Raw genomic sequence first — 13,353 nt, 5'->3', positions numbered from 1 at the left:
GCGGTTTGCGGGTGCTCACCGCTCGGTGCTTGTCGAAGGGGTTTCGCTCAGGCGCGCCGACTCGTCCTGGATTTCGGCACCCTTGTCGCGGAGGGCCGCGACGTGCCGACGCCCGTGGTGAGCACAGAACAACAGCTCCCCGCCCATGGGGAGGCACGCACGGATGTACGCCTGGGCGCCGCACCGGTCGCAACGGTCCACGGCGGTCAGCGGCTTGGTGGGGGCGAGAGCTCCAGTCACGTATCGCCTTTCGGGTCACCCCACTGACGTGGGGATTTGGCGTCAGTCACTTGGCACAACATCTAACCGGATACGGACGTTCCCAATCGTGCCCGGGATACGCCGAGAGCAGAATGTGTCGTTAAGTGAGGTGATTCCACCGCCAGATGTCGCAGTACCCCTTAGTGGTGGGACGCTTAGGCGCGTCCCAGGATCGGAAACGGTAGGCTACGTACACATGTTCGATGCTCAGTGGGAGTGGGAGTGACCGCAGTCAGCACGGAGACGGGCTACACGGCCCGTCACCTGTCGGTGCTCGAGGGCCTTGAGGCCGTCCGTAAGCGCCCCGGAATGTACGTCGGTTCCACTGACAGCCGCGGTCTCATGCACTGCCTCTGGGAGATCGTCGACAACGCCGTGGACGAGGCGCTGGCGGGGTTCTGCTCGCGCATCGAGGTCGAGCTGTTCGCCGACGGGTCCATCGAGGTCCGCGACGACGGCCGGGGCATCCCGGTCGACGTCGAGCCCAAGAGCGGCCTGGCCGGCGTCGAGCTCGTCTACACCAAGCTCCACGCGGGCGGCAAGTTCGGCGGCGGCTCCTACACCGCCTCGGGCGGCCTGCACGGCGTCGGCGCCTCGGTGGTCAACGCCCTGTCCTCGCGGCTCGACGTCGAGGTCGACCGCGGCGGCCGTGTCCACGAGATCAGCTTCCGGCGCGGCGTGCCCGGGGTCTTCGACGGCGAGGGCCCCACGGCCCGGTTCAAGAAGAAGTCCGGCCTGCGCGACGGCGGCCCGCTGCGCAGGAAGGCCACCGGCACCCGCGTGCGGTGGTGGGCCGACCTCCAGATCTTCCTGCGCGAGGCCGAGGTCTCGCTGGACGAGATCCACGTCCGCGCCCGGCAGACCGCCTTCCTGGTGCCCGGCCTCACCATCTCGGTGCGCGACTCCCGGGGCGAGGAGCCCCTTTCGGAGGAGTTCCGCTTCGACGGCGGCATCTCCGAGTTCACCGAGTTCCTGGCCCGCGACGAGGCCGTGTGCGACGTGATGCGCCTCCAGGGCGAGGGCCACTTCCACGAGACCGTCCCGGTGCTGGACGACCAGGGCCACATGACCTCCACCGAGGTCGAGCGCGAGCTCACCGTGGACGTCGCGGTCCGCTGGGGCAAGGGCTACGAGGCGTCCGTCCGCTCGTTCGTCAACGTGATCGCCACCCCCAAGGGCGGCACCCACGTCAGCGGCTTCGAGCGCGCCCTGGTCCGCACGATCAACGAGCAGCTCCGCGAGACCCGGCTGCTGAAGAACGGCGACGACCCGGTCACCAAGGAGGACATCCTCGAAGGCCTCACCGCCGTCGTCACCGTCCGGGTGCCCGAGCCGCAGTTCGAGGGGCAGACCAAAGAGGTGCTCGGCACCTCGGCGGCCAGCCGCATCGTGTCCCACGTGGTCGCAAGAGAGCTCAAAGAGCTGTTCGCCAGCACCAAGCGGGCCCACAAGCTCCAGCTCCGCGCCGTGCTCGAAAAGATCGCCTCGGCGGCCAAGGCCCGCATCGCGGCCCGCGAGCACCGGGACAACCAGCGCCGCAAGAGCGCCCTGGAGAACTCCGCGCTGCCCGCCAAGCTGGTCGACTGCCGCAGCGACGCGGTGGACCGCAGCGAGCTGTTCATCGTCGAGGGGGACTCGGCGCTCGGCACCGCCCGCGCGGCCCGCGACTCGGAGTTCCAGGCCCTGCTGCCCATCCGCGGCAAGATCCTCAACGTGCAGAAGGCGTCCGTCGCCGACATGCTGAAGAACGCCGAGTGCGCCGCGATCATCCAGGTGATCGGCGCGGGCTCGGGCCGCGGCTTCGACCTCGACGCGGCGCGGTACGGCAAGGTCATCCTGATGGCCGACGCCGACGTGGACGGCGCGCACATCCGGTGCCTGCTGCTCACCCTGTTCCACCGCTACATGCGCCCCATGATCGAGGCCGGCCGGGTGTTCGCGGCGGTGCCCCCGCTGCACCGCATCGAGATCACCAACCCCGGCAAGGGCAAGGACAAATACCTCTACACCTACTCCGACGGCGAGCTCCAGCGCGTGCTGCGCGACCTCGATCGCCGGGGACGCCGCTGGAAGGACCCCATCCAGCGCTACAAGGGCCTCGGCGAGATGGACGCCGACCAGCTGGCCGAGACCACCATGGAGCCGCGCCACCGCACGCTGCGCCGGGTGCGCATCGAGGACGCCGAGGCGGCCGAGCAGATCTTCAGCCTGCTGATGGGCAGTGACGTGGCGCCGCGCCGCGAGTTCATCGTGAGCAGCGCCACCGAGGTCGACCGGGACAGCATCGACGCCTGAGCCGGGGCGCGTGGCCCCGGCCCGCGCCCTCGGTCACATGTCGACGGGCATGAGCTTGCCGGTGTGCACGTCGTAGACGCCGCCGCCGACGGCCAGCCGATCGGGCAGGTAGGGGTAGGTGCGGATGCGCAGCAGGTCGCGGCGCAGGGCCGCGTCCTGGTCGGGGACGGTGTGGAACTCCAGGCTCCGGGTGTCCATGCCGTACTCGTCGCTGATCAGCTGGTGAACGTCGTCGTCGGTTGATTTGGCCATGCGGCAGTCGGTGTGCGGCATCACGAGCACGCGGTCCACCCCGAGCAGGTAGACCGCGAGCACGAGGGTGCGCAGCACGTCGTCGGTGACCCGGGCGCCGGCGTTGCGCAGGATCTTGGCGTCGCCTGCCTTCAACCCGAGCAGCCCGAGCGGGTCGATGCGCGAGTCCATGCAGGTGACCACGGCGAGGGTGCGGGCGGCACGGCCGCCGAGAGTGGAGTTCGAGAAGTCTCGCGCGTACTTCTCATTGGCGGCCACCAGGTCGTCAAAGTCTCCCGTCATGCCACCAATGTTCCCGGATGCCAGAATCCGTAATAGCAGCGGGTGGCTCTGGAATGAGGTTCGCAAAGACGCCGCGCCACGGTCTCACGTTGGGTGATGATGACATCACTCAACGTGCAAGACCGTGGGAAGGCTCAACGTGAGCATGACCGATTCGCTGGCCGGTTACCTTCGCGGCCGGGCCAGATGGCGCCTGGACCGCGTCCAGCGCAGAGACGGCGACTGGAACGCCCGCTGCGCCCTGGCCCTGCTGGACGCCGCCGCGTACGTCCAGTCGCTCCCCGAGGACGACCCGCTGATCCTCGCCCTGGAGGACGCCGGCTGCTACGGCCCCTGCGGCCTCGGCGACTTCGAGCCGGTGGAGCCGGTCGCCCGGCTCATCGACTTCTGGTCCGAGGGCGAGCCGTGGGAGCTGCTCACCGCCATCCCCCCGCTCGCCCGGGGGGACTCGGTGCGCTCCGACCGCTGACGGGCACGGGCGTCCCGTGCGTGGTCAGGCTCCGGGCTCGTTGCCCGGCTTCCACTTGATGCCGCAGCCGAGGCTGGGCGCCTGCGGGCCCGGCACCTCCTGCCCGGCCAGCACCGCATCGATCGCCCGGCGCAGCGACGCCCCGGTCACCGGGACCTGGTTGGACGGCCGGGCGTCGTCGAACTCACCCCGGTAGGCCAGCCGCAGGTCGGCGTCGTACAGGAAGAAGTCCGGCGTGCAGGCCGCCTTGTACGCGTGCGCTACCTCCTGCGACTCGTCCAGCAGGTAGGGGAAGCCGAACCCCGCGCGGGCGGCCTGCTCGGCCAGGCTCGCCGCGCCGTCGTCGGGGTACCTCTCCACGTCGTTGCTGCTGATGGCGACGGTGGCCAGTCGCCCCTGGTAGTCGGCCGCGAGGGCGCCGATGCCCTGCTCGATGCGCCGCACGTACGGGCAGTGGTTGGACAGGAAGACCACCAGCGTCGCCGCCGAGCCCTTCAGGCCGGCCAGGGACCCCCGGCCGCCGTCGATCGCGGGCAGGTCGAACTCCGGTGCGCTGGACCCCAGCGGAACCATGAACGAAGAGACAGCCATGCGGTCATTCTCCGCCATCGCCCCGCCCGCGTCCGACCGCGCCGGCTTCGTTTCGCCGCCGTGCGGTGGGCAGACACGCTAGGTGACGCCTGGGACAGGACGGTCGAAAGCCAGTGCGAAAATGCCTTTCGCCGGATGCGACACCTGTCTAAGGTGTTCACTGGTGTTGCAGGCAGGACGAAAGGATCATCGTCATGGCGATAGCGCAGATGAGAAACGTCGTACTCGACTGTCCCGACCCGAAGGCCCTGGCCGAGTTCTACTCCGCCGTGGTCGGCTGGAAGACCAAGTACGAGGACGACGAATGGGTGAGCCTGGTCGACGAGTCCGGCGTCTACCGCCTCTGCTTCCAGCGCTCCGACGACTACCGGCCCCCGGTCTGGCCCTCCGCCGACCAGCCTCAGCAGTTCCACCTGGACCTCACCGTCGACGACCGTGAGAAGGCCGGCGCCGAGGTGATGGCCCTGGGCGCCCGCAGGCACCCCCACCAGCCCGGCAAGGACTTCACGGTCTACCTCGACCCTGCCGGGCACCCTTTCTGCCTGTGTGACCCCTTCTAACCCTCTGAGCCCCCGGTCAGTCGCCGTCGTCCTCGGCCATCGGCGGGATCGGCGGGATGTCGAGTCCCGGCGCCGGAATGAGGGTGGCGCCGAGGGCGCCGCCGACGGCGGCGAGGGGGTGGGGGAGAGGAGTGCCGGAGCCGTCGCGGCGGCCCAGCTCGGCGGGGAGCGGGACCGGCTTGCCGGTCGAGGAGACGGCCTTGGCGGGGCTCGGGCCCGCCCAGGCCAGGATCAGCTGGTCCTCCCCCTTGAGGAAACGCTGGGCCCGGACGCCGCCGGTGGCCCGTCCCTTGGCGGGGAACTCGGTGTAGTCGGAGATCTTGATGCCGCCTGCGCCCGTGCCGGGGAGCGCCCCGGCGGACCCGGCGACGGTCACCACCCGGGCCTCCTGCGCCGGATCGACCACGCCGAACCAGACCACCCTGGCCCCGTCGCCGAGCCGGATGCCCGCCATGCCGCCCGCCGGCCGCCCCTGCGGCCGCACCGACGAGGCCGGGAAGCGCAGCAGTTGCGTGTCGGTGGCGATGAACACCAGGTCGTGGTCCTCGGACGTCAGCTCGACGGCCCCCACGACGACGTCCTCGGACTTGAGCCCGATCACCTCGAACTCGTCCCGGTTCACCGGGTAGTCGGGCACCACCCTCTTCACCATGCCCTGCGCCGTGCCGAGCACCAGTCCGGGCCCGGACGGATCGAGGGACCCGAGGCCCACCACGGCCTCACCCGCCGGCAGCGTGACGTACTCGCTCACCGGATGGCCCCCGGACAACGAGGGCGGCGAGCTGGACGGCGGCAGCGCGGGCAGGTCGATCACCGAGACCCGGATCAGGCGCCCGGCCGAGGTCACCACCCCGACCTCGCCCCGCACCGTCGACCGGACCACCGACACCAGCACGTCGTGCGAGGAACGCTCCTCGCCCCCGCCGAGCGGCGAGGCGTCGGAGGTGCGGGCCAGCAGGCCGGTGGAGGAGAGCAGCACCAGGCAGGGGTCGTCGGCGACCTCCAGCGGGATGCCGCCCGCGGCCGGTACGGCGTCCGCCTCCAGCAGCACGGTGCGGCGCGGCGTGCCGTAGGTCTTGGCGACGTCCTGAAGCTCGCCGGACACCACCTTGCGCAGCCGGTCCTCCGAGGACAGGATCGCGGTCAGCTCGGCGATCTCCTCCCGCAGGACGTCCCGCTCACGGTCGAGCTCCAGCTTGTCGTACCTGGTCAGGCGGCGCAGCGGCGTGTCCAGGATGTACGCGGCCTGGATCTCCGACAGCTCGAACACCTGCATCAGCCGGGTGCGGGCCTCGGCGGAGTCCTCCGAGGAACGGATGACCTGGATGACCTCGTCGATGTTGAGCAGCGCGACGATGAGGCCGTCCACCAGGTGGAGGCGGTCCTCCCGCTTGCGCCGCCGGTGCAGCGACCGGCGCCGCACCACGTTGATCCGGTGGTCGACGTACACCTGGAGCAGCTCGCGCAGCCCGAGGGTGCGCGGCTGGCCGTCGACCAGCGCGACGTTGTTGATGCCGAACGTCTCCTCCATCGGGGTCAGGCGATAGAGCTCGGCCAGCACGGCCTCGGGGTTGAAGCCGTTCTTGATCTCGATGACCAGGCGCAGGCCCTTGTGCCGGTCGGTGAGGTCCTTCAAGTCGGCGATGCCGAGCAGCCGCTTGGAGGTCACCAGCTCCTTGATCTTGGTGACGACGCGCTCGGGGCCGACGTTGAACGGCAGCTCGGTGACGACGATGCCCTTACGGCGCGGCGTGACCTGCTCGATGGTGGTCCTGGCCCGCATGCGGAACGTGCCACGCCCGGTCTCGTAGGCGTCCCGCACCCCCGCGAGGCCCATGATCGAGCCGCCGGTCGGCAGGTCGGGGCCGGGGACGAACCGCATGAGGTCGTCGAGCGTGGCGTTCGGGTGGGCGATCAGGTGGCGGGCGGCGGAGATCACCTCGATGAGGTTGTGCGGCGCCATGTTGGTCGCCATGCCGACCGCGATGCCCGCCGCGCCGTTCACCAGGAGGTTGGGGAAGGCGCTCGGCAGGACCGTCGGCTCGGTCTCCTGGCCGTCGTAGTTGGGCTTGAAGTCGACGGTGTCCTCGTCGATCGACTGCACCATGAGCATGGCCGCCGGGGCCAGCCGCGCCTCGGTGTACCGCATCGCGGCCGGCAGGTCGTCCGGGGAGCCGAAGTTGCCGTGGCCGTCGACCAGCGGGAGCCGCATGGAGAACGGCTGCGCCATGCGCACCAGGGCGTCGTAGATCGCGGAGTCGCCGTGCGGATGGAGCTTGCCCATCACGTCGCCGACCACGCGCGAGGACTTCACGTGGCCCCGGTCGGGCCGCAGGCCCATCTCGCTCATCGAGTACAGGATGCGGCGCTGGACCGGCTTGAGACCGTCGCGCGCGTCGGGGAGCGCGCGCTGGTAGATCACCGAATATGCGTACTCGAGGAAGCTGGTGCGCATCTCGGTCGACACGTCGATGTCGACGATCCGTTCCTCGAAGTCCTCGTCCAGCGGGGGTGTGGTAGTCCGTCGGGCCATATCGAACATTGTGCCGAAGAACCGAACCCCTCCGCGACTCGGCGGCGTTTCGCACCGGTAAGCCCTCCGGAAAGCCCCCCACCAGCCCGTCCCCGCCCCGAAGTTGTCCACATCCCAACCTGCCCGTGCCGAAACCGTCCCCCGCACCTGCTAACAAGGACCCATGCCCACGCCACCAGACCCCACCGACCTCCCGCCCGCCGGCCCCGGGGCCGAGGACGAGCACGACCTCCGGGCGGAGGCCGAGCTGAGGCTGCGCGCCCTGGCCGGGGAGCACGCCGTCCTGCGCGACGACCAGTGGACGGCCATCCGCGCCCTGGTCGTGGACCGCCGCCGGGCGCTGGTGGTGCAGCGCACCGGCTGGGGGAAGTCCGCGGTGTACTTCGTGGCGACCGCGCTGCTGCGCGCCCGCGGCGCCGGGCCGACGGTCATCGTGTCGCCGCTGCTGGCCCTCATGCGCAACCAGATCGCCGCCGCCGAGCGGGCCGGGGTGCGGGCCGCCACCATCAACTCCGCCAACGTCGACGAGTGGGACCAGGTGCACGACGAGGTGGAGAAGGGCGCCGTGGACGTCCTGATGGTCAGCCCCGAGCGCCTCAACAACCCCGACTTCCGCGACCTGGTGCTGCCCAAGCTGGCCGCGAGCGCCGGGCTGATCGTCGTGGACGAGGCCCACTGCATCTCCGACTGGGGCCACGACTTCCGCCCCGACTTCCGCCGCCTGCGCACCCTGCTCGCCGAACTCCCGCCCGGCGTCCCCGTCCTGGCCACCACCGCCACCGCCAACGCCCGCGTGACCCACGACATCGCCGAACAACTCGACCCCGGTGCCCTGCCGCCCGTCCCGGGGCAGGGCGGGGCCGCGGGGACGCTGGTGTTGCGGGGGCCGCTGGAGCGGGACAGCCTGCATCTGAGCGTGGTGCGGCCCGCGACGGCCGAGCAGCGGCTGGCGTGGCTGGCGCGCACGCTCCGGGAGCTGCCGGGGTCGGGGATCGTCTACACGCTCACGGTGGCGGCGGGGCAGGAGATCGCCGCGTATCTCCGCGAGCAGGGGCACGAGGTCGTGGCCTACTCGGGGCAGACCGACCCGGCGGAGCGGCTGGAGGCCGAGCGGGCGCTGCTCGCCAACGAGGTGAAGGCCCTGGTGGCCACCTCCGCCCTCGGCATGGGCTTCGACAAGCCCGACCTGGGGTTCGTCGTGCACGTCGGCGCGCCGCAGTCGCCGGTGGCCTACTACCAGCAGGTGGGCCGCGCCGGGCGCGGGGTTGAGCGCGCCGAGGTCATCCTGCTCCCCGGCCCGGAGGACCGCGACATCTGGGCGTACTTCACCTCACTGGCCTTCCCGCCGGAGAGCGTGGTGCGCGCCACCCTCGCGGTGCTGGCCGAGCACGGCGGCACCATGTCCACCGCCGTCCTGGAGACCCGGGTCGACCTCAACCGCACCCGCCTGGAGACCATGCTCAAGGTCCTCGACGTGGACGGCGCCGTGCGCAGGGTGCGGGGCGGCTGGCAGGCGACGGGCCGCTCATGGTCGTACGACGCCGAGCGGTACGGCCGGGTCGCCGCCGCCCGCGCGGCCGAGCAGCGCGCCATGCTCGACTACATCACCACCGGCGAGTGCCGCGAGCGCTACCTGCGCCGCCACCTGGACGACGACACCGCCGGCCCCTGCGGCCGCTGCGACAACTGCACCGGCACGCACCGCTCACCCGACGTCGACCCCACCGCCGTCACCACAGCCCGCGACCGCCTGCACCGCCCCGGCGTGGAGATCGACCCCAGAAAACAATGGCCCACCGGCCTGAAGGACGACCTCGGCCTCTCCGGCCGAATCCCCCCCGAGCTCTCGGCCCTCCCCGGCCGCGCCCTGGGCAGGCTCACCGACATCGGCTGGGGCCCCACCCTCCGCCGCCTCCTGTCCGACTCCACCCCCGACGCCCCCGTCCCCGACCACATCTTCGACGCCATGGTCCAGGTCCTGGCCTCCTGGCGCTGGCCCGAACGCCCCACAGGCATAGTCACCATGCCCTCCACCACCCACCCCACCCTGATCACCGACCTGGCCACCCGCCTGGCGACGATAGGCCGCCTCCCCCTCCTGGGCTCCCTGGCCTACCGCCAAGGCCCCCCCGGCCGCCAGCACAACAGCGCCCAACGCGTGAAAGCCCTCCACAACACCCTCACCCCACCCCCCACCGACCTAACCCAAGGCCCCATCCTCTTGATCGACGACCACACCGACACCGGCTGGACCCTGACCGTGGCCACCACCCTCCTCCGCCACTCCGGCGCCCCTTCCGTCCTCCCCCTAACCCTCGCCACCACCACTTGACCCCCGCCCCTGTCGCCCCCAAGGGAGTGTGCGCACCGGCGCCGAGACGGTGGGCCGTGGCGCGGCGAATGCGGCGCCGTCTTACGGCGGAAAACCGGCGGCATGCTCGGCGCTGGGTGAAACGGTCCTTGCCGGTGGCGCGCTTCGCGCGGAAGGCGCAAGGGCTGTGCCCATGCGGGGGACACCCTCGCACCCCCGGGCCTGCCGGGCTCTCCATGCTCCGCCGCGAACGCGTTCCAACCCATGCCCACGTTGGCCCGATCACTTCTTCCCGTACGCGACCGCCGCCGTACCGGCCCCTTCCGAGGGTCGGGGCCGCCGCCCGCGTACGGTGGCGCCTCACCTGTCGCCCCCTGAGGGGGCGTGCGCACCGGCGCCGAGACGGTGGGACGTGGTGTGGCGAATGCGGCGTCGTCTTACGGCGGAAAACCGGCGGCATGCTCGGCGCTGGGTGAATGGTCCTTGCCGGGGGCGCGCTTCGCGCGGAAGGCGCAAGGGCTGTGCCCATGCGGGGGACACCCCCGCACCCCCGGGCCTGCCGGGCTCATGGTGCTCCGCCGCGAACGCGTTCCAACCCATGCCCACGTTGGCCGATCACTTCTTCCTGTACGCGACCGCCGCCGTACCGGCCCCTTCCGAGGGTCGGGGCCGCCGCCCGCGTACGGTGGCGCCTCACCTGTCGCCCCCTGAGGGGGCGTGCGCACCGGCGCCGAGACGGCGGGACGTGATGTGGCGAATCCGGCGCCGTCTTACGGCGGAAAACCGGCGGCATGCTCGGCGCTGGGTGAAACGGTCCCTGCCAGGGAGCGCGCTTCGCGCGGAAGGCGCAAGGGCTGTGCCCATGCGGGGGACACCCCCCGCACCCCCGGGCCTGCCGGGCTCATGATGCTCCGCCGTGTTGGTTCCGTTGGGTCGGTGTCTCGCCGTACAGCGGCGCCGTGTTCGCCGTACCGCGTCCCACCGTCTCGGCGCCGGGAGAGTCAGCGCTGGTGGGCCGGGGTGGGACGGGCTGGGCGCCGTGTCCGGCGATCACCATCGCCCAATGGCGCCTCGCGGCACCCAAAACCGTTTGTCCTCAGGTGCCCGCAAATGAGAAGACTCTGTGAAACCACAAGGACCGTTAACCACAAGGACCGTTAACCACAAGGACCGTTAACCACAAGGACCGTTAACCACAAGGACCGTTAACCACAAGGACCGTTAACCACAAGGACCGTTAACCACAAGGACCGCGAGCCGTGAGGACCGCGAGCCGTGAGGACCGCGAGCCGTGAGGACCGCGAGCCGTGAGGACCGCGAGCCGTGAGGACCGCGAGTCATGAGGACCGCGAGTCATGAGGACCGCGAGTCATGAGGATCGCGACCCACAAAGACCGCGAACGCAAAGACCCTGTGGAAATTAGGTGATCTCCCCGGGAGTGGTGCAACTCCTGGGGATCTTCGTGAAGGGTGTCGATGGTCGGTTGCCTGGCACCGAGGGCGGCGTAGTTGTGATCACGGCAGCGGAAATCACACCGCCTGGCGGGGACGTCACCGTGAAATATGGAAAGGCCGCCTCAGACAGGCTGGACGATCATTGCCGCGAACCAGGCATGGGCCGGAACGTATCGCGGGGGAGATTGGTGAGCCCGGCAGGCTCGGGGGTGCGGGGGTGTCCCCCGTAGAAGAACAGCCCTTGCGGCTTTCGCGCGGAGCGCGCCCCCCTGGCAGGGACCGTTTCACACAGCGCCGGACACATCACGGGTTTTCCGGCGGATGGCGGCGCCGGGGTCGTCGTGTCACGGCCCGCCATCGCGGCGCCGGGGCGCACAGGTCGCAGAGAGTAATCGGAAGCAGGTGGGTGCCGGGTGTGGAGTCTGGGTGGGGTACGGCGGACGGGGGTCCGCCGTGCCGGGGTGGGTGGGTTATGGGCGGGGGCGGATGAGGGTGTTCTGGAAGGAGGCTATTTGCCATTGGCCGGAGGACTTCACGGCTACGTTGGTGTTGATGGAGAGGGTGTCGGGGCGGCAGGCCTTTTCCTTGTTGTAGAGGACGCAGCTCTTGCGGACGATGATCGCCATGGTGGGGGAGACGAAGCGGATCTTCTCGTCCATCTCCAGGAGGCGGGTGTTCTTCAGCTGGGTGTTGAAGTACTGCTGGAGCTTGGTGGTGATGGTCTGCCTGCTGTGCAGGTGCTCGCCGAGGATGTTGACCAGGTCGGCGTCGGGAGTGTAGATCGCGGCGTAGCCCTTGGCGTCGCCCCGGGCCCAGGCGGTCTCCTGCTGCTGGCGGATCCGGGCGAACGCCACCAGATCGGTGGGGTTGTGCCAGGCCGGCGACGCGAAGTGGACGTCGTCGTGCGGTGTGGACGTGGTGATCGAGGCTGCGGCGGCGGTGCCGGGCACTGCGAGCCCTTCGCTGCCGGGCACTGCGAGCCCCCCGGTGCCGGGTACCGCGAGCCCGAGGCCTCCGGCGATCACCAAGGAGATCGCGTTTCGTCCGTGTCGACGAATGCCCATCGTGTTCCTCCCATCCGAAGCCGGTCGCCGGAAAGCGTGCGTGTACGCCGGTCGGCCGGCACTGAAAACCAACACGTGCGGGTACGCCGCCCGGCGGTGGAATCGCGGGCGTGCGGAAACACATGAAGCTCACCGGAGGGGTTTCGAACCGCTTGACCCGGAAGACTCGGGCATACAGGGATTGAACGGCAAGCGGTCCCGGTATCTGGTGTCGTGAAACGTGGCTTTCCTGGGAAAGGCATGCCGGCTCATAAGGGCATGCCTGTTACGTCCCCCTTTGCGAGAAACCTCGATACCAGTCTTACCCCGAATGCCGGATTAACCACATACGTGGAGAATGGCGCTCAAGGCCCTGGTGATCGAGGTCCCGCGAAGACGTCAGAGCCGCGGGCGCGCCCCGAGGTTGCCGATCGCCTTGGCCGCCAGGGCGTTGCCCGCGGCGAGCGCGTCGGCCGGCTGCTTGCCCTCCAGCCACGGCTGCAGGAAGCCCGCGGTGAACGCGTCTCCGGCGCCGGTGCCGTCCACCATCCGCTCGATGTGCTCGGCGGGCGCCCGAATCGGCTCGGGCCGGTTGTTCGTGTACCAGAGGGAGCCCTCGCCGCCCAGCTTGATCACGACCTGGGGGAACCAGGCGGTGAGCACCTTGGCGGCCGAGGCGGGGTCGTCCCGCCCGGTGAGCACCTTGGCCTGCGCCTCGTTGGCGAGCAGCAGCTTGGCGCTGTGCGTCCACTCCAGGAACGGCTCGGCTCCGGTGCGCTCCAGCGGCGCGGCGGAGGCGCAGTCGACCGAGATCGACATGCCCGCGCGGCGCGCGTGGTCCAGCGCGGCCATTCCGGCGTCCCGGGAGCCCTCGTTGAGCAGGGTGTACCCGGAGACGTGCAGGTGGCCGCCCTGCATGAACAGATCGCGAGGGAGGTCTTCAGGGGAGAGGGCGGCGTTGGCCCCCGGGTCGGACAGCAGGGTGCGCTCGCCCTTGTGCGTCACCAGCACCACACAGGTGCCGGTAGGCCGCTCGGGGTCCATCACCAGGCGGGCGTCGACGCCGTACCCCATCAGCTCCATGTCACGGTTACGGCCCGTGATGTCGGCGCCCCGGCGGCCCACGAAGGCCACCTCGGCGCCTTCGACGGCGAGCCAGGAGGCGACATTGGCCCCGGAACCGCCACCATGCATGGTGACGACGGCCGGAGTGTCGCTCGCCCTGGCGAGGGGGTAGCGGGCGCGTGCGACCGCGTCGGTCATCAGATCGCCCACCACGACAACCCGCGTCATGATGTCAC

The 13,353-nt window shown here is 70.4% G+C and carries 10 protein-coding genes; 4 read left to right on the top strand and 6 right to left on the bottom strand.

Annotation, left to right across the window (positions count from 1 at the left end; translation table 11 throughout):
• Positions 1–15: 15 nt before the first annotated feature.
• Positions 16–240, bottom strand: a complete 225-nt coding sequence (locus ACFP1K_RS02145; RefSeq protein ID WP_380746497.1) for a DUF7455 domain-containing protein — start codon at positions 238–240, stop codon at positions 16–18.
• 243 nt (positions 241–483) lie between these two features.
• On the opposite strand from ACFP1K_RS02145, the gene ACFP1K_RS02140 reads away from it, so the two are divergent.
• On the top strand, positions 484–2,556 hold the full coding sequence (locus ACFP1K_RS02140; RefSeq protein WP_380746494.1) for a DNA gyrase/topoisomerase IV subunit B: 2,073 nt from the start codon (positions 484–486) through the stop codon (positions 2,554–2,556).
• A 33-nt stretch (positions 2,557–2,589) separates the two neighbouring features.
• Here ACFP1K_RS02140 and ACFP1K_RS02135 read toward each other — a convergent pair whose 3' ends face one another.
• On the bottom strand, positions 2,590–3,090 hold the full coding sequence (locus ACFP1K_RS02135) for a beta-class carbonic anhydrase (protein WP_380746491.1): 501 nt from the start codon (positions 3,088–3,090) through the stop codon (positions 2,590–2,592).
• A gap of 145 nt (positions 3,091–3,235) precedes the next feature.
• Here ACFP1K_RS02135 and ACFP1K_RS02130 point away from each other — a divergent pair, with 145 nt between their 5' ends.
• A complete protein-coding gene (locus ACFP1K_RS02130; protein ID WP_380746728.1) occupies positions 3,236–3,559 on the top strand; it encodes a hypothetical protein in 324 nt (107 codons plus the stop codon).
• A 24-nt stretch (positions 3,560–3,583) separates the two neighbouring features.
• On the opposite strand, the gene ACFP1K_RS02125 is transcribed toward ACFP1K_RS02130, so the two are convergent.
• On the bottom strand, positions 3,584–4,150 hold the full coding sequence (locus tag ACFP1K_RS02125) for a thioredoxin family protein (protein ID WP_380746488.1): 567 nt from the start codon (positions 4,148–4,150) through the stop codon (positions 3,584–3,586).
• A gap of 194 nt (positions 4,151–4,344) precedes the next feature.
• Here ACFP1K_RS02125 and ACFP1K_RS02120 point away from each other — a divergent pair, with 194 nt between their 5' ends.
• Positions 4,345–4,710 carry a VOC family protein gene (locus ACFP1K_RS02120; RefSeq protein WP_380746485.1) on the top strand — a complete coding sequence of 122 codons (366 nt, stop codon included), beginning with the start codon at positions 4,345–4,347 and terminating at the stop codon, positions 4,708–4,710.
• 16 nt (positions 4,711–4,726) lie between these two features.
• Here the strand turns inward: ACFP1K_RS02120 and ACFP1K_RS02115 are convergent, their stop codons facing one another.
• The gene (locus ACFP1K_RS02115; protein WP_380746483.1) at positions 4,727–7,243 is read right to left on the bottom strand and encodes a DNA gyrase/topoisomerase IV subunit A; all 2,517 of its coding nucleotides are present in this window, start codon (positions 7,241–7,243) and stop codon (positions 4,727–4,729) included.
• Between the two features lie 163 nt (positions 7,244–7,406).
• Here ACFP1K_RS02115 and ACFP1K_RS02110 point away from each other — a divergent pair, with 163 nt between their 5' ends.
• A complete protein-coding gene (locus ACFP1K_RS02110; protein ID WP_380746481.1) occupies positions 7,407–9,575 on the top strand; it encodes a RecQ family ATP-dependent DNA helicase in 2,169 nt (722 codons plus the stop codon).
• Between the two features lie 1,904 nt (positions 9,576–11,479).
• On the opposite strand, the gene ACFP1K_RS02105 is transcribed toward ACFP1K_RS02110, so the two are convergent.
• Positions 11,480–12,073: an SgcJ/EcaC family oxidoreductase gene (locus tag ACFP1K_RS02105; protein WP_380746479.1), complete on the bottom strand. Its 594-nt coding sequence runs from the start codon at positions 12,071–12,073 to the stop codon at positions 11,480–11,482.
• 378 nt (positions 12,074–12,451) lie between these two features.
• Positions 12,452–13,345, bottom strand: coding sequence for a carbohydrate kinase family protein (locus tag ACFP1K_RS02100; RefSeq protein ID WP_380746477.1), 894 nt, complete (start codon positions 13,343–13,345; stop codon positions 12,452–12,454).
• Positions 13,346–13,353 lie beyond the last annotated feature (8 nt).

Source organism: Sphaerisporangium aureirubrum, assembly GCF_042658925.1.
GTDB lineage: Bacteria > Actinomycetota > Actinomycetes > Streptosporangiales > Streptosporangiaceae > Sphaerisporangium > Sphaerisporangium aureirubrum.
This window is presented reverse-complemented; position numbering and strand designations above follow the sequence as displayed.

What these genes read in the sequence shown, in the direction of transcription:
- ACFP1K_RS02135 (WP_380746491.1), bottom strand. Translation starts at nt 3,090, where the DNA reads ATGACGGGAGACTTTGACGACCTGGTGGCCGCCAATGAGAAGTACGCG.
- ACFP1K_RS02100 (WP_380746477.1), bottom strand. Translation starts at nt 13,345, where the DNA reads ATGACGCGGGTTGTCGTGGTGGGCGATCTGATGACCGACGCGGTCGCA.
- ACFP1K_RS02125 (WP_380746488.1), bottom strand. Translation starts at nt 4,150, where the DNA reads ATGGCTGTCTCTTCGTTCATGGTTCCGCTGGGGTCCAGCGCACCGGAG.
- ACFP1K_RS02110 (WP_380746481.1), top strand. Translation starts at nt 7,407, where the DNA reads ATGCCCACGCCACCAGACCCCACCGACCTCCCGCCCGCCGGCCCCGGG.
- ACFP1K_RS02105 (WP_380746479.1), bottom strand. Translation starts at nt 12,073, where the DNA reads ATGGGCATTCGTCGACACGGACGAAACGCGATCTCCTTGGTGATCGCC.
- ACFP1K_RS02115 (WP_380746483.1), bottom strand. Translation starts at nt 7,243, where the DNA reads ATGGCCCGACGGACTACCACACCCCCGCTGGACGAGGACTTCGAGGAA.
- ACFP1K_RS02130 (WP_380746728.1), top strand. Translation starts at nt 3,236, where the DNA reads ATGACCGATTCGCTGGCCGGTTACCTTCGCGGCCGGGCCAGATGGCGC.
- ACFP1K_RS02120 (WP_380746485.1), top strand. Translation starts at nt 4,345, where the DNA reads ATGGCGATAGCGCAGATGAGAAACGTCGTACTCGACTGTCCCGACCCG.